The organism is Paenibacillus sp. Negev47 (genome assembly GCF_058313655.1).
The window spans coordinates 3,365,760-3,387,678 of sequence record NZ_CM177754.1; the positions used below are offsets into that span (position 1 = coordinate 3,365,760).

General features: G+C 43.1%; 18 protein-coding genes. 1 reads left to right on the forward strand and 17 read right to left on the reverse strand.

The window, feature by feature from the left end:
• Positions 1-41: 41 nt before the first annotated feature.
• The 4 genes from AC4G47_RS15115 to AC4G47_RS15130 all read right to left on the reverse strand — a co-directional run bounded on the left by AC4G47_RS15115 (position 42) and on the right by AC4G47_RS15130 (position 5,571).
• A complete protein-coding gene (locus tag AC4G47_RS15115) occupies positions 42-1,604 on the reverse strand; it encodes a glycosyl hydrolase (protein WP_491106594.1) in 1,563 nt (520 codons plus the stop codon).
• 233 nt (positions 1,605-1,837) lie between these two features.
• Positions 1,838-3,376, reverse strand: a complete 1,539-nt coding sequence (locus tag AC4G47_RS15120) for a response regulator (protein ID WP_491106595.1) — start codon at positions 3,374-3,376, stop codon at positions 1,838-1,840.
• Complete coding sequence (locus AC4G47_RS15125; protein ID WP_491106596.1) at positions 3,363-5,165, reverse strand: sensor histidine kinase; 1,803 nt, start codon at positions 5,163-5,165, stop codon at positions 3,363-3,365. The genes AC4G47_RS15120 and AC4G47_RS15125 overlap by 14 nt, the downstream gene beginning before the upstream one ends.
• A 40-nt stretch (positions 5,166-5,205) precedes the next feature.
• Complete coding sequence (locus tag AC4G47_RS15130; RefSeq protein ID WP_458127057.1) at positions 5,206-5,571, reverse strand: MerR family transcriptional regulator; 366 nt, start codon at positions 5,569-5,571, stop codon at positions 5,206-5,208.
• A 130-nt stretch (positions 5,572-5,701) separates the two neighbouring features.
• Between AC4G47_RS15130 and AC4G47_RS15135 the strand changes: the two genes are divergently transcribed.
• Positions 5,702-6,352 (forward strand): nitroreductase family protein, encoded by a 651-nt coding sequence (locus tag AC4G47_RS15135; protein ID WP_491106597.1) that lies wholly within the window; start codon positions 5,702-5,704, stop codon positions 6,350-6,352.
• Between the two features lie 393 nt (positions 6,353-6,745).
• Here the strand turns inward: AC4G47_RS15135 and AC4G47_RS15140 are convergent, their stop codons facing one another.
• From AC4G47_RS15140 to AC4G47_RS15200, 13 genes are all read right to left on the reverse strand, one after another.
• A complete protein-coding gene (locus tag AC4G47_RS15140) occupies positions 6,746-6,907 on the reverse strand; it encodes a hypothetical protein (protein ID WP_491106598.1) in 162 nt (53 codons plus the stop codon).
• 298 nt (positions 6,908-7,205) lie between these two features.
• Positions 7,206-7,535, reverse strand: a complete 330-nt coding sequence (locus AC4G47_RS15145; protein ID WP_458127055.1) for a metal-sensitive transcriptional regulator — start codon at positions 7,533-7,535, stop codon at positions 7,206-7,208.
• A gap of 137 nt (positions 7,536-7,672) precedes the next feature.
• Entirely contained in the window at positions 7,673-7,912 is a 240-nt protein-coding gene (locus AC4G47_RS15150) for a glutaredoxin family protein (protein ID WP_491106599.1), read from the reverse strand.
• 33 nt (positions 7,913-7,945) lie between these two features.
• On the reverse strand, positions 7,946-8,149 hold the full coding sequence (locus AC4G47_RS15155; protein WP_458127053.1) for a heavy-metal-associated domain-containing protein: 204 nt from the start codon (positions 8,147-8,149) through the stop codon (positions 7,946-7,948).
• 5 nt (positions 8,150-8,154) lie between these two features.
• Positions 8,155-8,784: a nitrite reductase gene (locus tag AC4G47_RS15160; protein ID WP_491106600.1), complete on the reverse strand. Its 630-nt coding sequence runs from the start codon at positions 8,782-8,784 to the stop codon at positions 8,155-8,157.
• A gap of 16 nt (positions 8,785-8,800) precedes the next feature.
• Positions 8,801-9,679, reverse strand: a complete 879-nt coding sequence (locus tag AC4G47_RS15165; protein ID WP_491106601.1) for a DUF8832 domain-containing protein — start codon at positions 9,677-9,679, stop codon at positions 8,801-8,803.
• 28 nt (positions 9,680-9,707) lie between these two features.
• Complete coding sequence (locus AC4G47_RS15170) at positions 9,708-12,146, reverse strand: heavy metal translocating P-type ATPase (RefSeq protein WP_491106602.1); 2,439 nt, start codon at positions 12,144-12,146, stop codon at positions 9,708-9,710.
• Positions 12,147-12,175: 29 nt separating this feature from the next.
• Entirely contained in the window at positions 12,176-12,376 is a 201-nt protein-coding gene (locus AC4G47_RS15175) for a cation transporter (RefSeq protein ID WP_047843207.1), read from the reverse strand.
• A gap of 360 nt (positions 12,377-12,736) precedes the next feature.
• Positions 12,737-12,973 (reverse strand): XRE family transcriptional regulator, encoded by a 237-nt coding sequence (locus tag AC4G47_RS15180; RefSeq protein ID WP_491106603.1) that lies wholly within the window; start codon positions 12,971-12,973, stop codon positions 12,737-12,739.
• Positions 12,974-13,002: 29 nt separating this feature from the next.
• On the reverse strand, positions 13,003-14,589 hold the full coding sequence (locus AC4G47_RS15185; RefSeq protein ID WP_491106604.1) for an alkaline phosphatase family protein: 1,587 nt from the start codon (positions 14,587-14,589) through the stop codon (positions 13,003-13,005).
• Between the two features lie 303 nt (positions 14,590-14,892).
• Positions 14,893-15,909, reverse strand: coding sequence for a zinc-dependent alcohol dehydrogenase family protein (locus tag AC4G47_RS15190; protein WP_491106605.1), 1,017 nt, complete (start codon positions 15,907-15,909; stop codon positions 14,893-14,895).
• A 224-nt stretch (positions 15,910-16,133) separates the two neighbouring features.
• Positions 16,134-16,436, reverse strand: a complete 303-nt coding sequence (locus AC4G47_RS15195; protein WP_145325419.1) for an ArsR/SmtB family transcription factor — start codon at positions 16,434-16,436, stop codon at positions 16,134-16,136.
• Positions 16,437-16,770: 334 nt separating this feature from the next.
• Positions 16,771-21,834 (reverse strand): golvesin C-terminal-like domain-containing protein, encoded by a 5,064-nt coding sequence (locus AC4G47_RS15200; RefSeq protein ID WP_491106606.1) that lies wholly within the window; start codon positions 21,832-21,834, stop codon positions 16,771-16,773.
• Positions 21,835-21,919 lie beyond the last annotated feature (85 nt).

Below are 21,919 nucleotides of genomic sequence, written 5' to 3' on the forward strand. Positions count from 1 at the left end.
GATTGTTTCAGCTCAATAAATAAAATGTATTCTATTTCGATTTAGGGACTGCCGTACAATCCTTCGGGAAGTTCATCTAGCGTGATTACGTTGTCATGATTGTATACCTTTTTCAAATATGCCTTTGTATTCGTTTTTCCGTCGCGCAGATAATCGCCTGTCCAGGTATTGAAAAAGCTCCAATGTGCACCGTAAGTCTGCAGCAGATCAGGATCTGGAATAGGCCCGTTTTCTGCAAGCGCTACAAGCTTTTTGTGCTTGCCCAGAATCAAGAGTTCATCAAACTTGGCAATGTTCGGGCTGTGATCACCCGCTGGATTGTAAACGTCGACACTCACGATGTCGACCATATCATCACCCGGGTACCACTCCTCCTTCACAGAGTTCCAAACCCAAATGAGATTGTTTAATTGATGGTGATGGGTCAAACGTTGGTACATTAGTCTATATAATTTTTTGGCAGGTTCAGGACCTTTGGCTCCCCACCAAAACCAGCCGCCCTCCGCTTCGTGCAGTGGTCTCCAAAGTACGGGAATGTTATGATCTTGTAATCGCTTCAACTGAACAGCGATGGCATCAATGTCTCGAATTAAAAGATTGTAATCTTCCGATTCCGGATGATTCAGGGCATATTCTACATCGAATGTCGTGAACTCGGTATTAAAACCTCGCCACCATTCGCGGCCCGGTTCGTTGCCGCCTATTCCTTTCGGCGCATTCCAATGCCAGCTTAATGATACTATTCCTCCACGTTCGTACCATTCAATCATCTTCTCAACCTCGTTTGAGGTGCTTCCGTTTTCAACACGGGATGGAGAATAATCCATCAAATCACTGGAAACCAGCGCGGGGGATTTTCCTGTCTGCTTGTAGATCCACTTCGCATCCTCTATTGTTTGCTGCCCTGAAATTATCTTCTTTCCATACTGGCTGGTCATGAATTCCAAGAGTGCTTTCGTTTGCAGAGTTGCTTTAGAGTTACTTACGGTATTCCCCTCTATCTTCTGTCTGGATACGTAGGGATCTATCCGTTCGAACTTGATATACTCAATACCATAGTATCCCCACCCCCGTAAGATTTGGATGGAGTTGCTGCCGCGGTTCAGAAGTACTTTTGTCATCTTTTTTTCAGCTTGGACCTTCCCTTGGTTTGGAGCCTTGAGCGTCAATTCACCAGCACCTGAACCATTCACTAGTATAGAGGTCGTTTTATCTCCATTCCCTTCAGGAATGTAGTATCCCAAGCTCAACTCATACAGGCCATTTTCCGGTGCTTCAACCTTGAATGTAGCGCTTCCGTTCTCTGCTTTAGTTTCATGATCCTCTTCGAAAAAATAAGAAATGTAACCTTTACCATCATATGACTTGTCCACAGCTTTGGCAGTTGTCTTGTCCCGTTTCTCAATCCCGTATCCTTCAAGCTGAGCATCTTTAAATGTTACTATTAATGCTTGTGTTTGATCGGGAAAAGGTTTAGGATCAACAACAAATCCTGGTACCGTAATGGCTGCTTCCACCCTGGAATGAGTGAAACTCGACATGATAATACTCAAAAAGAAAATGGCCGATCCTAACATTAAATATGTGTTATTCGTTGCCCTCATTTTATTGCCTCCACTTCGTACAATGCATTCCTGTTATCGCTTTCAATTGTTATGGTCCCTCCTTTCGTATCAACTATATTTGCTAAGGAGGCTCTCGGACATATCACAAATTTCGAATCCTTTCATTCTAAAATCCTTTGTATTTTCAGAAAATCACATCTCTTTTCATGTAGAGATTAGAAAACTCCCCTACTGTTCGTTAACTTCCGTTAGTAGAGGAGCTTTGATTATGGTTATTCTTTTTTTTGATAAAAAGAAGGTGACTCCCCTTCTAGCTTCTTGAATTTGGTGTAGAAATAATTGACGTTTGAATATCCTACCCTTTCAGCCACTTCGTAAACCTTCATATCCTGAGCCAGTAATTCTTTCGCTTTATGAATCCGTATCCGATCAAGATAGGCGTTGAAATATTCCCCCGTGTAACTTTTGAATAGTTGGCCCAGATAGGAACTACTGTAATTAAACAATACGGCAAGCATTTCTAACCTTAAGTTCTCCCCATAGTGCCGATCTATATAATCCAGCAATCGCTTCATTTCATTGTCCTTACTATTATAATCTGCGCATCGGGCGAGCCTCTCCATAACAACAGAAATACGGTCAACGAGATCCTGAATATATCGGGAATGATATACTTCAGCAAGGAATTGGGCCGGGTCTTCTGGATAATCGCTCAAAGACCAGACACGGGAATGAATTTTCCGAACCGTTTCATTCGCGAGGTAGAAGAAACGGTCACGGATCTCTTTTTCTTCAGCCTGATCTGCTACTTGTTGTAATGCTATTTCGTTTAAAAAAGATGAAATCGCACTTGCATGCCCAACATCTACCAGATAATGCAACCTGAAAGCTTCTTCCTCCTTACTTGATAGAGATAATACGGAAGTCTGAACGATTTCTTTTTGAAAGGTTTCCGGAGTTTCCTCAGTTAGCAGCCTCCCTCTATCATAAAAGAAACTGCGCTCCAGAAAGGATCGTGCAGTTCTGAAAGAATGAATGATTTCTTCTAGAGACCGAACAGGTTGGCCTATCGCTACGTCCATTTCAAATCGAAGTTCTCCTGATAATAGCTGGAGATTCTTGTGAAGTTCAGTCCATCCCAATTCGCCGACAGGAGAATCACCAAGCAACAGGACAATGTATGGAGCAAAATATAAAACGATCCCTTTACGCTCCGAAGCATACGTTCTACTGAGTACCTCCTTGAAGTTATGAATCTGTTCGCTTTCTTCTTGATGTGAACCTGAAAACCCAATCAAAAGGATTTGAAATGTTTTCCAAATCACCTCAAATGAGTCGGACCATTCAATGAAAAGGGAATCCTCCGAAGCGTGTCTTTCAGATAGTAAAGAGTAAAGTATCCATTCTGGCGTTTTTGTCTTTTGTAACATGCTCTTTTCCTGCATTTTTGAGAGCTGTTTATGAATCTTTTGAAGCGATGCTGAGAGTTCTTCCTTGTTTACAGGTTTGAGCAGGTATGCTTCGACACCGAATTGAAGAGCTTGGCGCGCATACTCAAAATCGGCGTAACCACTGAGTATAATGACATGACTGATCCAGCCACGGTGACGGATCTGCTGAAGGAGTTCCAGTCCGTCCATGCCCGGCATACGTATATCAACCAACAATACGTCGGGAATCGTTTCTTCGAATATTCGAAGCGCCTCATTTCCACCAGCTGCCGTTCCAGTCACTTCAAACCCCAATTCCCTCCAAGGTATTAACGTTTGCAGCCCCAAACGTAGTTTCGGTTCATCATCAACAATGATCACTGAGAACATGAGGTTCCCCTCCCTCCTTCGGAATACAAAATCTGATGCAGGTGCCTTTGCCCTCTGTGCTTTCAATTGAAAGCCTTGAACCTATACCGTAGGTAAGTTCTAATCGGTCGTTCACGTTACGAAGACCAATACGATTCCCAGATTCATCGGAGTTCATTAACTGTTTTTTTAACTCATTCATTTTCACTGGCGGAATACCCGCACCATCATCATGGATTTCTACAAATAACATCCCTTGATCGTTAAGCTTCGTTCGAACAGTGATCAACGTGGGACCTTCTTTCCGATCTAACCCATGGAGTATCGAGTTCTCGACCAAAGGTTGAATGATAAGTGGGGGAATTTCAATGTGTTTGGTTGCTGGGTCGATTTCCATAATGTATTGAAGTCTGTCTTCATATCGGAATTTTTGAAGTTCCAAGTAACACCGAACCATATTTAACTCATCTGAAAGTGGGATCTGGCGACTACCGACCTCTAAACTATTTCGGATCAACATGCTAAGTTGCCATACGGCTTGGGCCAAGCCCTCTTCCCCACGAAGATGTGCTTCCATTCTAATGGACTCAAGTGTATTAAACAGGAAGTGGGGATTGACCTGGCTCGCTAACATCTTAAATTTGATGTCATTTTGTTTTTGTAGTAGTAACTGTTTCTGCTGGTTACTTTCTTGCACCTCCAACATTAGTTCACTGATTCGATGAACCAGATCATTGAATTGTCTGGAAAGTTGTCCGATCTCATCTTTTCCGTCGAGGTCAAGATAAGTATCCCAGGACACCGTGCCTACTCGGGACATGTGTTTACTAAGTCGAAGTAATCTTCTAGCAATAAATGATGCCGAAACATAAACAAGCAAAACGGCTATGATTAGACATCCACCTATAACAAAAGTAGCCAACCGAATGATAGCGTTTGCATCATGCAGAATGTCAGACACCGTAAATACGGAAATGATACGTAGCCCATTCCAGCTATTCTGTGGGGTTATGTTTGCTATGACCACCTTCGAATTTTCCCCATCCATGACAGCTTCATAGCTGCCCTCTGTTTGAGACAACATATTGCTCCCAGCATGCACAGAGGCAAGGTTTTTACCGTAAAGATTTGGCCGGTTGGCTGCCACAATATTGTTGTTGTCATCCACGATCATCGTTGAAAAAGTCTCTTGGGATAGAATAGAGTTTAGCAAATCAGAATTCACATTAATCACCAAAACACTTTCATTTTTCAACTCATCAAGATTGATTTTTCGGACCAGACTTAGATAATGTTTATGATCACGCTCATCCTGAATATAGTCCCAACCTGCGAGCCCTTTTTGACTCAAGGCGGATCTATACCACTCGGACTGTTTCGTTTGGTCGTCTGGCTGCATAAATTCCCAGTTATTGAGCATTGTTGGATTGGATGTATATAACCGAATTGATTTTATTTCTTTATATAGCCGCATATAATCCCGAATGTCAGTATATTGACGATAGGTTTGGATAACTTCGTTATAACTTTCATAGTTGCGGCTTGCTATTGTCTTCATTCGGTTATCATTTGAGAGTTGATAGGAAATATCAATAGCTACATTGATAACTTCCTCTGTCCTTTTTTGGACACGCTCTACGTTATTGGTTGCTTGTTCAAAGGCGTTCGTGATCATTACTTCTCTCAGTTTGCTTGTTAGATAGATACCACTTACTAAAAGCGGGAGTACAGCCACGGTTATAAAAATCAATGATAGCTTACTTTTAAGTCTTATGTCATTTAGTATTCGGATAAAGCGCATAGCACGGTCCTCTTTCCTAAAGTTAGTTCTGTCCACTTCATTAATACTTACCAAAACCATCCTCACACGTGATATCCGATTTAAGAATTTCGTACAGATTTTGTTTGGAATTCTCTAATTTATTTTGTGCTTCTTCAATTTCTGATATTTTCGCTTGGATAATGCTTGCTTGATCATTACTTGAAAATCCATGTTTAGAGATCATAGATTGGATCTCTTGGATCGTAAAACCAACTGCTAAACATTGTTTGACCACTTCCAGATGCTGAATAATGCTCTGCGCGTATACCCGATAGTTATTTTGATCTCTCAGCACATGTTCATCCGTGATAATACCTATCTTCTCATAGTACCGGATAGTGGATATCGGAAGGTTTACCCTGTTCGCCACTTCACTAATTTTCATATGACAACACCCTCATTTCTTTCTCTTGCTATAAAGTATACTTCATAGTTTACAATCCTCATAGTGAGACGGAATGAAATATATCCATAACCAACTCTCACCAATATTAGATATGAGGAGAGAAATCGATATGAATACAATTACCGGCCAATTCAACAAAACAAATGATTTTGATACCATCGTCTTGGAGCGACATTCCATTAAAGCCTACGACCCTGAAGTAAAGATCAGCCGCGAGGAAATGACTGAAATACTGGCGAAAGCTTCACGTGCCCCTTCGGCGATTAACATGCAACCGTGGCGTTTTCTTGTCATCGACAGTGCTGAAGGCAAAGAGAAGCTTGCACCACTGGCCTCTTTTAACCAGACACAGGCACTAACGTCTTCGGCTGTCATTGCCGTATTTTACGATGCTAACAACGTTGAATATATGGAAGAGATCTTCAGTAAATCAGTGGAACTTGGGTACATGCCCCAAGACATCATGGATATGCAGATGCAGCAGGTAAAACCTTATTATGCAAACATCAACGCATCCGAACTACGTGATATGAACCTCATTGATTCAGGCCTCATATCCATGCAACTCATGCTCGTTGCCCGTGCCCATGGCTATGATACGAACCCTATGGCCGGCTATGACAAAGGCAAGATCGCTGAAGCTTTCGGCCTGAATAAAGAACGCTTCCAGCCCGTGATGTTAATCTCCATAGGCAAAGCAGCCAAAGATGGCTATCCTTCCTATCGTCTCCCGGTTGAAACAATTACGACCTGGGCATAACCAACAGCAAACCTCAAAACAAACATGACAATGCAGAAGGCTATTCATGAGCATAATCCTGCTACCAGTCAAATTCTTTCATAAGAATAGCCTTACAATGATTTGGATAGGAATTTCAACTATAATGATGTGTTTATAATAAAAAGGGTCCTGATGACTTTTGTCATCAGGACCCTTTTTTACATAACTTAAATGTTTGTCAGGTGATAAAATCTTTGGAACTAACTCTGTTGGTTTTATTGGGTTTTCAGATGCACGTGATGGATATGTCCGTGCATACTAGCAACCCTTGGCTATCCCAACTATAGGAGGCAGATTCAATGACAACGTTTCTTGACAAATCCCTAAAAACTAATTTTTCTACCAACTCCTCCTGATCCCGTAGGCGTTTGCTTAAAAAAAAAATTGAGTCTTCCATCGTCTCCACATAAGTCCCTCTTGTGCCCTTGTTACCAATTGTTCGATTTCACGGATAATTTCTGCCGGAAGCGATTCAAATATCTTTATTTGTGGCAAAAATGATGTTATGTTTTCCATCGCCTCATGATGTAACATTCTGCCCCTCCTTTCAATGTTATGAACGACAACCTCTCCACTCTCCGCAATGATGGTTCTTCGTGTAATAGTGGAGTGTTACATTCATCATAAACGACCACAATTCCCTCTTCTGTAATCCAGATTACAAAGCTTTTCGCTTAAAATTCATAGTCGAATAAGAACCTATATCCCTACAAGTATTCACGAAAATTTGATTTTAGTTTGCTGCATTACTTGAAAATAAGCCATAGTTTGAAAGAGTATGTCTGAATAAAACAAGAGGGGAGTGCATACTCATGCACTCCCTGGTTCTAGCTTATTTAATTAACTTATTTACAGTTATCATCAGTTCATCCAAAACTTTGTGATCGCCTTCTGAAATTCGTTCAATGACACAGCTTTTCATATGATGTTCCAAAAGCTGCTTTCCTACTCCATTCAACGCAGATTGAATGGAGGCAATTTGATGCAACACGTCATCACAATACGTATCCTTCTCAATCATTCCTTTTACTCCACGCACTTGCCCTTCAATCCGATTCAACCGGCTAATTAATTTTCGCTTCGTACTCTCAGAATGATGACTTTTCCGCTTGTTTGAAGATGTATGGTCACATGAGGCGGCCTCAAGTATCGTATCATCCATGTAGATCAACTCCTTTATTACACCTTACCATCCCCCCCTACCCTATGTAAAGGAAGCAAGAAATATCAAGTCTTCTAGCAAATCCGGATCTGGTACTGTTAATAACGCCGGTCAAAAGTTGACCGGAGTCATCAGAGTTACTTTACTAACTCACTGATTTCGTTAAGATTTTCGGCAAAGCCTACAAATACCTTATCTCCAATTACAATGGTTGGAACAACCTGTTTGCCAGTCAAGTTCCAGACTTCCTCAGCGTACTTGGCATCTTCTTCACAATTGTAATCCGTATAGGGAAGCTCACGCTCTCTAAAGTAACGTTTAGCATAATTACAATCGCTACAGGTTGGGATTGAATAAATCTGAATGGATTCCGTCATGCCCAATTACTCTCCCTTGTAGTTCAATATATATTACGCTCCGACGTTATATCCTTTTTTACGGATCGCTTCTTCAATTTCAGCGATTTGAACTTTAGATTCGTCAAATCGAACTTCTACTGTTCCTTGTTCAAAATTAACGTGGCCTTCAGCGCCAATAGCGCTAATTGCACCTTCAATTTTAGATACACAAGAACGGCAAGACATACCTTGAATTTTTACGGTAGCTTCTTTCACTGTTTTCACCTCCTTTCAAGCGTCATCGCCTTCAAGTTCTCCAGTGTCATTCGATTTACGAATTTGCTGAATTTTTCTTTGCCTTTCGCATGCATCTTATAATAATCAATAATTGCGGTAACGAAGGGAATAAGCTGATCCTCCGTTAGTCCGGAACTTAGCAGCGTGGCGAAGGAGGTTTTAAGCCCCTTCGACTCGCCACCAACATAAACATCGAACTTATCGCGCATCTTTACGACCCCAATATCCTTAATCAACGGTTCACTAGTGCCTAAGGGGCATCCTGCATATCCTATCTTGATTGGTGTAGGCGTATCGATACCGGAAATGGCCTGATTTAAATTTTTGGCTGTCTCCATGCCTGCTTCTTCTGCACCTCTGCAAAAATTGCAAGCGATCAGACTTTTGGTTACAAATCCTGCAGGATTTATTTCAAGTCCGTGATCCTCAAGTTCATTTTTGATCTGATCTCGTTGTTCAATCGATACTTCTGCGTAGAGTTGCTTAAAGGGTGTCATTTCCACTTTTGAATCTGGACCAATAATCTCACCAATGTTAACTAGTTGCTCCGGAGTGAATAAGCTTCCACCAAGTTGGATTGCTGGACTAATCGCTATTTTAATTTTATCTTCCATGCTCATACCTCTCTACTCACTTTACATCTACTACGAAAGGTACTGTAAAGACTTCCCCATCATGTTGGAATTGACCCCAGATTTTATAGATTCCGCTATGCGGGAAGGAGGTCATAAATTCCGCTTTTGGACCTGTTGCCTTTTCCTCTGTTGGATGAACATGCAGATATTGCTCTGCATCCTCAGAAAGGATAACAACATGACCTACAGCACCGAGGTATTGTTCCAGGTTATTGATCGCTTCGTTCGTTTTCGCATCCATGATATTAAAGGTCAAATTCACATCTTCGTTGGCCTTTTTGGTACTCAATGAAAGCTCGATTTTTTTACCATCCACTTCTTTTACAAGGTTGGAATCCGCTTGAACAGGCTCTTGGGCTTTTTCTGGACCCCCAACGTTCACCCATTCACTGGGTGTAGTACTCGCTCCACCTTTTGGAACAAAGTCGGCAAGGATTTTGTATTCTCCACCGGCTGGAAATGAAGTTTCAATCGCAAACTTTCCATTGCCTTTATAATCAGGATGAATGTGATTAAAATAAGAAAGATCTTTACTCACCACGATAAGGTGCATTAGTTTTTCGTGACCCATTTCAAATTCATTAACCGGATTTTCATCGGCGTCCGTGATTTGGATTGTCAGATGCGAATTTTCGTTGGCCTTCACATCTGATGCAAAGGAGAACGAGGCTTTAAGGGTACTTGCTGTTGAATCAGCATGAGGCCCTGCATGATCATGACTCGCACTTTCATTTTCAGAATTCATTTCAGTATGATTCATACCACCATGTCCATCTGTATGTGCACTTTCTTTAGGGGTTCCGCAAGCAGACAACACACCGAAAGCTAAAACACCGGTTAACATTAGCATGATTTTTTTACTCCTCATCATCATTATTTTCGCTCCTATTCTAGTACCTTGATTAGTGACGTACTTTTACGCGTTGCAATCGAAGGGCGTTGAGAACGACGGATACCGAACTCAAGGCCATCGCTGCGCCTGCAACCCATGGGGCTAACAGACCGATAGCAGCAATAGGAATGCCTAAGGTGTTGTAACCAAGCGCCCAGAACAAGTTTTGCTTAATGTTGTTCATGGTTTTACGACTCATATAGATTGCATCAGGAATACTGGATAGATCGCCGCGCATGAGTGTTACATCAGCGGCTTCCATCGCCACATCTGTCCCCGTACCAATCGCCATACCAATATCTGCAGTTGCCAAAGCCGGTGCATCGTTGATACCATCGCCAACCATGGCCACTTTTTTACCTTGAGATTGTAGTTTTTTCACTTCTTCCGCTTTTCCTTCAGGCAAGACCTCTGCACGAACATGGTCAATACCTACTTGAGCAGCGATGGCTTTCGCCGTACGCTCATTGTCTCCTGTAATCATAATGACCTGAATGCCCATTTCTTTCAGACGGCTCACTGCAGCTTTCGAAGTTTCTTTAATCGTGTCCGCTACAGCGACCATACCTGCATACTGGCCATCAATGGCAACCAACATCGCGGTTTTGCCCACTTCTTCCAAACGTGACATCGAATGATAAGCGGCTTTTGCATCGATGTTAACCTTTTCCATCAGTCGACGTGTACCCACGAGCAGTTGTTTACCTTCAACCGTTGCTTGGATTCCGAAGCCCGGAATTGCTTCAAAGGATTGAGTTCCTGGTAGTTCGATATTTCGTTCTTGGATGCCAACAACGATGGCTTCCGCAAGTGGATGCTCAGAATTTTTCTCCGCAGCACCAACAAGTTTCAGGAATTCATTTTCATTGCCAAGAGCGACGACATCAGTCAATTCAGGTTTACCTTTTGTAACAGTACCGGTTTTATCCAGAATGATCGCATCAATTTTATGTGTCTGCTCCAGATGTTCCCCGCCTTTGAACAACACTCCCAGCTCAGCCGAACGACCAGACCCCGCCATAATGGATGTTGGTGTTGCAAGTCCAAGTGCACAAGGACAAGCGATAACAAGAATCGCAATTGCTTTTTCCAACGAACCTGCAAAATCGCCTGGTGTAACCCAGAAGTACCAAATCAAGAAAGCAACTATTGCAATACCTACAACGATCGGGACGAATATACCCGAGATCACATCGGCTACCCGTTGAATTGGTGCTTTTGATCCTTGAGCTTCTTCAACAACCTTAATAATTTGTGCAAGAGCAGTTTCTTTACCTACTTTGGTTGCTTTGACCCGAAGAATACCATTTTTATTAATCGTAGCTCCAATCACAGCATCTCCGGCTTTTTTCTCTACTGGAAGGCTTTCACCCGTAAGCATGGATTCATCTACGGATGACATCCCTTCCAGCACCTCTCCGTCTACAGGTACTTTATCTCCTGGGCGAATAAGGACAACATCTCCTACAATGACTTCATCCACTGGAATGGTAAGCTCTTTGCCATCCCGGACCACTAATGCCGTCTTCGCCTGCAGACTCATCAGTGATTTAATAGCCTCAGATGTTCGACCTTTCGCAAGTGATTCAAACAATTTACCCATAAGAACCAGGGTAATAAGGACTGCACTCGTTTCATAATACAGGGATGGACCGTGATGCATGCCGTCAGCCATACTTGACCATTGAATGGTCAAATATAAACTATAGAAGTACGCTGCAGAGGTACCAAGTGATACCAACACATCCATGTTGGCACTCCCGTTCCGGAGAGCCTTATACGCACCCACATAGAACTGTCTACCAATATAAAATTGTACTGGTGTAGCCAGGATTAGTTGGAACCACGGATTCATAAACAATTCCGGTACATAGATCCATGTAGTGAACGAGAAGTGACCTACCATAGTCCACAACAGCGGCAAGGAAAGAATCGCCGAAATCAGTAATTTCCGTTTTTGATTACTCAGTTCTTTAGCACGGTGGTCACTTGCACCATTACTGGTACCGTCTTGCTTGGCGATCGCCGTATAACCGAGTTTTTTCACCTTGTTTTTCATGTCTTCGATGGAAACTTCACCAGGGGAAAATTCAACTCGGGCAGTTTCCATGGCGAAGTTTACTGAAGCGTTAGTCACGCCGGGCAGCTTGTTCAGGCCTTTTTCAATTTTGTTCGCACACGCTGCACAGGTCATGCCTTCAAGATTGAATTGCGCAACCTCTGAAACGGAACCATATCCAAGTTTTTTGATTTTTTCCTCAAGTTCTTTCATTTCCACTTTCGTGGGATCATACGTTACACTTGCTTTTTCCAAAGCGAAGTTAACATTCGCTGATGTGACCCCGTCCATTTTGCCGAGGCCTTTTTCGATTTTGTTTGCACAAGCTGCACAGGTCATACCTGTAATTTGTATACTCGACTGTTTCGTCTGAGCCGCTGCTGTTGCCACAATAACTCACTCCCCTCATCGTCCATTACTTACGCTACTTCGTAGCCTTGTTCTTCAATAACTTCTTTAATTTGCTCCAAGGAGACTTGATTTTCATCATACGTTGCTTCAACCGAATCATCACTGAGGTTCACCTTGCCACTCACTCCGATTTCTTTCAGAGCACCTTCGATGGAGTTTACACAATGTTGGCAGCTCATACCTTGTACGTTCAATACAATGTTTTTCATCTTATTTCGTCCCTTCTTGTGGGTGATTTTTGGTTTAGTTTGACCTAAACGATGGGCTATACTCTCGAGGCCAGTTTTTCAGGTCTCATCGAGCTCTTGTACAACACTATACCCCCCTACCCTATTTTAGTCAACATATTTTTATACCCCCATACCCTATATGAACTATATCTCTCGTTAGCTCAATGAATTTTTGGGGAGAAGAACGGATTAGTTATACGCTGTTCGTAATCGGACCATGTTCTTGTCCTTCGCTCGGGATACGAACTTATACAGCTAACATAAAAAAGCCGCTAAAATAGCGACTCCAATGGGAATATTCTTGTCCCTCGACATTTAAATAAGAGATAACGTATTTCCTTAATCACCACCCTTTACTTCATCAACGGTCGGAATTAATTCATACAAGGTACGAACATCACAACCGATGGAATCGGCGATTGATATGGCAATTTTGAGTGGCATCACTCTTTTGTTTTCAATAAAGTCTAGAATTCGTTCCGGTTTAATAAGTAAGTCTTTTGCCAGCCATTCTGCTGACTTTCCGTATTCCATCAATCGTTCATTCAATAAGCAACGTCCTAGTTTAAATTTCAAGAAGCGATGACCTCCCACGTAACAAGAGCCTATTTTTGCAAAAGGTTTAGCAGATAAGCTTTTAAATCAACAATACGTAAATATTTAGGCTTTTGATCTGTACCACTGATTATCAAGGGGACAAGGGATTCCATTTTACGAATCGAACCGTGACCGCCTCCTCCCTTGTGCGTTGGTGAGCTACCACCAGTAAATTCATATCCTGGTTTTGCCGTAACAACCAAAAAATCGCCTTGATGTGAACGGAGCGCACTTGACAATCGTTTCAAAACATCCGGATACTGATCGTAACTCAATGAGTGTTTAGCCATATTTAAGCTTAAATCCAACACCTCTTCATCCTGTTCGACCGTCCATGATTGGTTGTATGGATCAGTCAGGTTGCCTCCTGCTTTAAATTTGATCTGTTTGGCTGTTGCTGCTTGAATGGCATAATTCCATTCCTTTTCTTTCCAGGAGATAAAATCGATGCGTGGATCTTTCATTAAAAGGTTTGCCGTATCTCTCAGGGAACGATCCACTTTCAATGAATATACATAGGCCATCGTTTCATTGACGGCAAGAATGATCTCAGTCTCCTTCGATACAGCTTCACCAGGACGTAAAACTTTGGCATCTCCAAGCAAGGAGGGCAGATCAATGACCGGATTCTGTTCTGCAGGCAGAATACGGGTCATTCCGCTGTCGCCTGCAATGATAAAGCTGGCATGATGCAAGGCTTTTTCCGGAGAACCGAATGAGTCCAAAACAGATTGAAGTTGTTGATCCAACTCTTTGACTCCATGAAGGCCCATAGGGCCGTCTTTATGCAACTCCCGGTCTAAATCCGGCAAATAGACAAACAAAAAATCCGGCAGTTTATTGGATTGAACCAAATATTTTACAGCTTCAATAGCAAAATCATTATTGATACCCATCCGATTTGTTAGGCCATCCGGCATGTTTTTAATACCTTGAAACGGATTAGACAATGCACCCAGAGACAGGAAGTCCGGACCTTTAACATTGATTTCTTTTGGTAAGGAAGTAGCAGCTTGCATCCAATCAGGTATTGACAACTTATGAGTGGACGCCCCTCTGTAAACCAGGCCGTTAATCGAACCAGACTTTAAACCTTGCCGTGCCAAGTCCTCATAAATCGTGGGCAATTCCCTGTTCAAATGACTTTCATTCAAATGGAATAATGCATCAGTCATAACCGGACTAACTCCGAGTTTTAGCACTTCCATGGGTCCGGTTCCGTAATTGATCATTTTCTTATTGTCCGCAGAATACCAAGTTAGACCAGGGATACGGTGATTGTCCGAATACGCACCTGTAAGCAACGAGCTGTCGATCGTGACGGACATTGTGGGAAAAGAACTGACCAAATTTTTATAATATTGCCCGTGTTCGATCAGGAATTTTAATGCGGGAAGCTCCTGCTTACTAATTCCTTGGTCGATCGCCTGATACATCAAAGAGTCCACCAACAGGAAGATGACTTTCTTCGCATTTTCACCATTCGTGGAGTTTATACGCATCAAGTCCTGTTCTTTAGGTTTCGAGTTCTGGCAACCGATGAGCATGATTATTAGTAAAATCGAAGCTAACATCTGTTTCCCTTTTTTCCTCATACAGTCACCTCATTTATGTAAATTGTGCATTACTTGCAGTTATTCAAGGTAAGCTGACTCTACTCCACAAATCTACCATTGGATCCTCACCGGTAGTAAGGTTTAATACAATCTTTGGTTCATTTAGGTTTAACATACCCAGCAATCATGCTTTCTATTATGAAGAATGTGTAGAGCAGTGCTAAATGACGTGCCCGTTAGTTGAACAAAGACAGCCGATCATGTTGGTCGGCTGTCTCCTTGCTTTTTTCATGTTAAATTAGTCAAAATTACTTGTAAGGTTTAACAGAACGAAATACAGCGTTATTCAGAGACTTTAATTACAATCTTACCGAAAGCTCCACGTCCCAAGTGCTCATAAGCTTTAATGGCTTCATTAAAGGAATAAACCGTGTCGATCACTGGATTAGTATTTAATTCATTAAATGCCTTATTCATGTCATCAAAAGATTTACGATGTCCTACATAGATTCCCTGTACGCGAGCTTGTTTCGCTAACAAAGAGAACAAATTCACTTCTGCTGTCATGCTCTCAAGGAATCCTACAATATAAATATGACCTTGCTGAGCTACCGCATCAATAGAGCGATTAATGCTGCTCCCGCCAACAACTTCAATAATATGTTGTGCACCTTCACCGTTCGTAAGTTTTAACACTTCTTTCTCCCAATCCGGTGTTTTCACATAGTTAATAATTTTTTTAGCTCCAAGTTTACGTACACGTTCGCCTTTCTCATCACTGCTTGTTGTAACAATGACTTTAGCTCCTAGTGCGGAAGCCATTTGGATCGCGAAAATAGATACACCACCGGTCCCCTGAACTAGAACCGTGTCGCCCGCTTTAATCTTTCCATACTCCACTAAAGAAAACCAAACTGTCAGGGCTGCAATAGGAAGTGTAGAAGCTTCTTCGTCCGTCATATTTGATGGGGACATTACCGCTGCATCCTCATCCAAAAGCATATATTCAGCAAGTCCACCGTTGTTTGGTCCGCCAATAGCAGTGGGAGCATAGTCTTGACTTGGTGCACCATCAATCCATTTGGTATATAGATGAGATACAACTCTGTCGCCGTCTTTAAATCGAGTTACGTCAGTTCCTACGCTTACCACAACCCCAGCAGCATCAGACACGGGTACAAATGGCTTACTCATCAAGTCAGGTAAGTAATCACCGTCCATGATTGATTTATCACGGAAATTTAGCGAGACTGCTTTCACTTTAACTAAAATTTGTTTGGGGCCTGGCGTCGGAATTTCTAAGTCAACCAATTTTAAATTTTCGAGACCAACACCTTGTTTTTGCCATGCTTTCATCATTTTTTATCTTTCCTCTCTAATCTTTAGTATTGTTTTTAAGAACAAAAATTACATGATTTATACCAATTGATTTTAGCTCTTCTAAGTATTTCACCCCCTTTCAAAATGTATATACATTTAAATATTGCAAAACATCAATATGTTAATTTAAAAAAATGTACACTTTGCAAATTGTCAAAATGTACTCCGAAGAAATACTGAATTCCTCAGAATTCAGTTTTCTTTTAGGTATTCTTTTTTAAGAATAAACCAATTTGATCAATAGCATCTTCATTTCTTTTGTAATACGTCCACTTTCCTAAACGAGTGGCACTAATTAAACCGGCTCGCTGCAACATCGACAGATATTGAGAGGCTGTAGATTGATTCATCTTTAATTTTTTTGTTATTTGACTTACGCAAACCCCCACATCAACTAAATCAATCCCTTCTTGGGGAGAAAAATTAGCTTTAGGATCTTTCAGCCAATCTAATATCTGAAGACGTGCTTCGTTAGACAATGCTTTGAAGACTTCAATTTGTTCCATGTAGCTTATTATATAGTCATATTGTAAATTGTCAATATGTTGTTGTGTACCAAGTGGAATTATTCACCTTAGCGACATGTTGTTGAATGTTTTGTTGGGCTTTGTAATCCCTAACGTTTTAGGATACTGGATATTAAGGAAAAACAGAAATTAATCCTATTCTGTTCCCCTCTGGGCATTGCAGTTTCTGCTGTGCTAAACAAGATCGGTTTCAATTACTTCTGGCACCCCCTTCCGGAATTCAATAACCATACATGACGAGAGTTTTCTCTGGTCCAAACGAAAGAGCCACAGTATGCGTGGCTCTTGTCTTTATTAATATTATTGTCTGGCACTATTCAGAAAGTGTCGGTGTACCTGGCGCCTCATCTGCAGGCACCTCAGGAGCAACGGAATGCCGTTCGAACTTCACTGCGTCAACCCTCGTATAGATCATATCTGCAGGAAGCGTTGGCGGATCTACTGTTGTTGGAGTCTCCCTGGTTAAACGAACATACTCGCTGCCGTCTCCCGTAAAGTCAAACGTCCCTAGATCAACCCAACCCGATGAGCCGACCGTTGCATCGATATAGGTGACCTCGGTACCCGTCTTATGCTTCACTTCCACTTTGACATGATTATCGTTCGCCGTCGTATGGACGAGCTTGTAGATCGAGACCGTATATTTCCCCTCTGGAAACTGACCTTTCCACGATGCTGATGATCCTTGAACTGTAGTGTAACGGGACTTAACCCCAATTTTGTATCCGGCTAAATTGCTTTGGCTCCAAGACCCTTCTGTTGTGTATAACCCGGTTGTATTTGTACTGTCCACGATAACCGTTAGGTCCTTAATCGTTATGTTCAAAGGCGGGGTTGTTAAGGTCACTCCGTCAATCGTGACAGTAGCCCATACCTCAATGTGATCTGTTTCCCCATCGAGATGTAGAAGAGTCAACACCCCGCTGCTGTCCACTTCAGCCAGATCCGTTCGATCTACGAAATACTGCACATTGGCCTGGGTTAGATCACCGATCAAACCGTTATCCAAATAGCCGGTTACGCTCAGTTGTGCGGTTTGAGTCATCTGCAGCTCGTTTCGATCGGACAGGATCACGGCAGACTCCAATTGCGGTATCCTGTTCGGGTCCACCCACATAATCGCATCGGCAATGACCCTGGACTTGTTGGTCTTGTTGGTTAGTTCCACGTACCCGCTATCGCCTGCAGCAAAAGGATAATCCCCCAGGTGCACCCAAGTTCCATTCGCCGTTGTCTCATCAACAGTAACCGTCTCGGAGCCCCCGCTATAATAAACGGTAAATGAGGCATTTGTTGCCCAATTTTCACTCGCAGCGGTTATTTGCGGAAGCTTGTAATACACACTGTAAGTGACACTTTCCGGCAGCTCAGGCCGCCATCTCATTTTGCTTGTCGCTGTGCCAGCCGTCGACTTCGCATATACATAATTATCATAGTAATAGTCGTTCGCCGTCGTATCCCTTATCCAGACACCTTCTGTTTCCGCCTCCGTATTATCCACAATGATAGATGAACCATCCTGCCCATCGGGTTGGACTGGCGTTTCCGTTACCTGATCAGGCAGATAGAGTGTCCGCTTGCGGGTCTGCTTCCCCTCCGATTCCACGTAATAAGTGAAAGTTTGGGATAAATCGTTTACCCGTATCGACCATTCCATCGGATAGATCGTATCTGGGATGGTTGTATACGTAGCCCCACCATCCAGGGAATAATGGATTGTCGCTGGTTTCGTCGTTTTGGCCTGCACATAAGCATCGTAGGCCGTTTCGTCGGGCTTGACGATCAGCATGCCTTTAACCGCATCGATTGGACTGTGGATATCGAAGAAATAGCTTGCATCCGATGTGTCCGCAGTTCTGACCTGGTGCAGCGGCACATCAATGTTGAGTCCTTCTACAATGATGGCGGTTATTCCCTTGCTTGAAACCGTGGCTTGAATGATTCCGTCACTCATTACCGCTTGTTCTGGGGTGCCATTATCGCGGATGATCGTTACGGTATAATCCTGTGCCGGGTTGAACCCAATGATTTGTTCATTCAGTTCAATCGGAGTCTGCACTTCTTCTGACGATGCGTTGCTTAGCCCGATGTAGAATTTATCCCCGCTCTCAGCTGTTATCCAGTTCAATTGAGGATGGTTGGTCTGAATAATCCCCTTGGGCATCCAGAGCCAAACGTCCGAATTCCCATAAAATTGACCTGGTTTATTCCCATAAAGATGATATTTGAACCATAAAAAATTCGTTTCAAATACAGAAGGAAATGTAATACTCCCGTTCGATCTCAACGATTGTTCACTGATCAAATAATCCATCGTTTGCCCGAGTTGCCCCGGTATATGGTGATAGTAGATGGATGTAGCCCCGCTTGGGCCTTCCAGAGGGAAATCCGGTTCAAGTTGGCTAACAGCAAAGCCCTTATAGTAATAACCTGGATAGCTGGAATATCGACCAATAACCGCATTATGAGCAATATCCTGCAGCAGTTTATCCCCAGTATAAAGCGACAATCTCAGCATGAATGGAGCTTCCTGAGCATTCATCCGATAATAACCGGTTGTACTTCCTGCTTCAAACGTCAATCCGCTCGGTGAAACAAGCCAACGATCCGCTGGTACGCCTCCGGGTACATCTTCCGGGAGCTTGATCCGAGGATATTGAAATTTACCGCTTTCCGGCCAATGGAACGACTCCGCGTAATTGTATGTCTCAGGCTGCGGAATCGTAACGTTTCCTTCAGGAACTGGACGAGCAACGAACATGGTTGCATACCGTTTGGCTTCCTTATAGGCAGCATTCAAATATTTGGGATCCTGAGTTTCTTCGTAAAGCTCCAAGATTTCCATCCACAGCTTGCTATAATAATAAATGAACTCATTTTTACTCACATCGACGGATTCTGGCGTATCGATATGCTGCGTGATATAGCTGTCGGCTGCATCCTTCGCAGCCTGTAAATACTGCGCATCTCCTGTCATGCGATACATCATCAAGGGCTGAATGACAGGACCCCGGTCTTTCTGGTCAGGATCACGCACGAGGTACTCTTCCTGTGCCAGCGCCCCAATTCCTGCCGAAGTGCCCATCATCTGATTGACCGCGGCTACGCTTGAAACATCGAACGGAAGAGTAGCCATTTTCCATAATGAAGGCACGCCATATACTTTTTTCTGCGTTGGCGACCAACCGATACCATTTCGCGATACGCCATACTGGACGGACGGCAATGCTCTCGTATCATATAGCTGGTCATCGCCGGTCAAATAGTAAGCCCCCAAAAGAACCGCATTTGAGCTTGTTCGAACGCTATCCTCGTTTTCGATATCAATAAAGCCCTTGGCACGGCTCCACCACCCGCTGGGTGATGGGACATAATTAACGGAGTCGTCCCCTTGCGGCTCAACCTTAAGCAAATCGATCATGTTGAACATCGCGTCAGTAAGCGACTGATCGGACACATTTTCCCGGTATGCCGAATAATCGTATTCATTGCGAAGAATATCCGCGTAGGACTCATACAGATTGCTTTTTTGTGCGATTAGCCCCATATGAAATTGATACGTGCTTTCTGCGGTCATTTGCGAATAAGTCCCTAATTGAGGCGCATACAGGATTGCCTGCACGCTGCCTTCGTTGTTGACAAGGCTCATGCCAAGCCGTTGTTTCGTAACGCCTCCCGTCGGTTCGAATTCAACCGGAAGCTCTTGTGAAGATACAAATAACCCATACGTCAAAGGATTCCCTGAACCATCATTCTTCTCAACCAGACTCATCGGAGCGCTCAGTTCCCTCAGGCTTGTTGATTCTACGGTACCTACCATCTTGGCATGCGACCTGAATCCATTTAACACTTCATTGATGCCGGAGACTGCCTCTGTTGTGAATGACTGATATCCAATCACATAGTTGCCGTCGCAGCGAGGCGTAAAAGCAAAGGAAACATCTGGTTTATCGCCTGCCATGGACCAGTTCACTTCAAAATCGTAATCACTCTCATTCGAGGAATCCGTTAATACCGCCGTGTGGCTGTCGGGAAAAGTGATCCCGTCAAATGTAATCCAGCGTTTGTTCATCGTATCGTAGTAATTGGTTCGGCTCCCCGCATTCCCATCCAATAAAACCCATTGCTCCTCAAGTCTTTCCGCCACAGTATTTATCGGCATCCAGTTTCCGGTGTCCGTGTTCTTGTAGAACATGTCACGAACGATGGATTTTCCCCCATCCCATGCTGCTTCATAGAAGGTTGCCTTATAGTTATCATTTTCGATGCTGCCTTTTTCCGTGTAACTGAGATTGGATAATGTGCGGCTCCGCAGCGGGGGCAACGGCGGTGCCTGCTGCCGGATATTTCCTTCGAACTTGACTGCATCGGCCCGAGTAATAATTGTACCCGTCGTAGGTTGCGTTCGAGTCAGCCTGACAAATTCGCTATCATCACCACTGAACTCATACTCCCCCAAGTCAACCCATCCGACCGATGGACCTGACGAAGGTCTAAGGTCCATAAACTTCACATCCGTAATCCCGTTATGAACAATCTCAATCTTCACATTACTATCTGCTTTATCCGCCCAATCCAGCTTATAGAACGATATTCTCGCCGTCCCTGCTTCCAGGCGTGGATTCCATGTGATGCTTCTATTTACGGCGTCTGTATATTTGGAGCTGGAATTATTGTAACCCTTCACTCCCGCACTTGTGCTCCAATAAGGAGCGGAAAATCCGTTATTAGCGTTGCCGGAATCAACCGTGACGACATTATCAATTGTGAGGCTTCCATCATCAATGATGATCGTCTGATGTGGCTCTTTCTGTCTTATATTCCCTTCGAACTTGACCGCATCAGCACGCGTAAGGATCGTGTTCGTCGTACTGGTAGACCGAGTCAATCGAACGAATTCTTCACCAACTCCGGAAAAATAGTACTCTCCCAAATCAACCCATCCCGCTGGATCACCAGATGAAGGTCTTAGATCCATAAAGACTACATCCGTCGTTCCATTATGAACAATTTCGATTTTTACATTACTATCTGCCTTATCCGCCCAATCCAGCTTGTAGAATGAAATTTTCGCCGTTCCTGCTTCCAAGCGTGGATTCCATGTTATCGTTCTGCCCACTGTACTCGTATATTTGGAGCTCGAATGATCATACCCCTTCACCCCTGTGCTCGTGGTCCAATTCGGAGCCGAATATCCGTTGTTCTCGTTACCCTCATCAGGTGTCACAACATCATTAATCCTGATGCTCCCGTCATCGATAATAATCGTCTGATAAGGTAAGGTCTCCGCATAAGCGGCCCTTATTCCGATCAGGCTGAAAGGAATTACGATCGTCAACATGAAAACGATGAAGAAAAACAGCTTCCTTTTGACCATACAATTCACAGCCTCTCCTTTTAATGATAACGCTCCCAAAAATGATATTGCCCTTTGCTTGAATGAGCGTAAAGAAGCAATTAGC

What these genes read in the sequence shown, in the direction of transcription:
- AC4G47_RS15195 (WP_145325419.1), bottom strand. Translation starts at nt 16,436, where the DNA reads ATGGAACAAATTGAAGTCTTCAAAGCATTGTCTAACGAAGCACGTCTT.
- AC4G47_RS15160 (WP_491106600.1), bottom strand. Translation starts at nt 8,784, where the DNA reads ATGGAAGATAAAATTAAAATAGCGATTAGTCCAGCAATCCAACTTGGT.
- AC4G47_RS15165 (WP_491106601.1), bottom strand. Translation starts at nt 9,679, where the DNA reads ATGATGATGAGGAGTAAAAAAATCATGCTAATGTTAACCGGTGTTTTA.
- AC4G47_RS15125 (WP_491106596.1), bottom strand. Translation starts at nt 5,165, where the DNA reads ATGCGCTTTATCCGAATACTAAATGACATAAGACTTAAAAGTAAGCTA.
- AC4G47_RS15150 (WP_491106599.1), bottom strand. Translation starts at nt 7,912, where the DNA reads ATGACGGAATCCATTCAGATTTATTCAATCCCAACCTGTAGCGATTGT.
- AC4G47_RS15200 (WP_491106606.1), bottom strand. Translation starts at nt 21,834, where the DNA reads ATGGTCAAAAGGAAGCTGTTTTTCTTCATCGTTTTCATGTTGACGATC.
- AC4G47_RS15175 (WP_047843207.1), bottom strand. Translation starts at nt 12,376, where the DNA reads ATGAAAAACATTGTATTGAACGTACAAGGTATGAGCTGCCAACATTGT.
- AC4G47_RS15130 (WP_458127057.1), bottom strand. Translation starts at nt 5,571, where the DNA reads ATGAAAATTAGTGAAGTGGCGAACAGGGTAAACCTTCCGATATCCACT.
- AC4G47_RS15115 (WP_491106594.1), bottom strand. Translation starts at nt 1,604, where the DNA reads ATGAGGGCAACGAATAACACATATTTAATGTTAGGATCGGCCATTTTC.
- AC4G47_RS15190 (WP_491106605.1), bottom strand. Translation starts at nt 15,909, where the DNA reads ATGATGAAAGCATGGCAAAAACAAGGTGTTGGTCTCGAAAATTTAAAA.
- AC4G47_RS15135 (WP_491106597.1), top strand. Translation starts at nt 5,702, where the DNA reads ATGAATACAATTACCGGCCAATTCAACAAAACAAATGATTTTGATACC.
- AC4G47_RS15140 (WP_491106598.1), bottom strand. Translation starts at nt 6,907, where the DNA reads ATGTTACATCATGAGGCGATGGAAAACATAACATCATTTTTGCCACAA.
- AC4G47_RS15145 (WP_458127055.1), bottom strand. Translation starts at nt 7,535, where the DNA reads ATGGATGATACGATACTTGAGGCCGCCTCATGTGACCATACATCTTCA.
- AC4G47_RS15185 (WP_491106604.1), bottom strand. Translation starts at nt 14,589, where the DNA reads ATGAGGAAAAAAGGGAAACAGATGTTAGCTTCGATTTTACTAATAATC.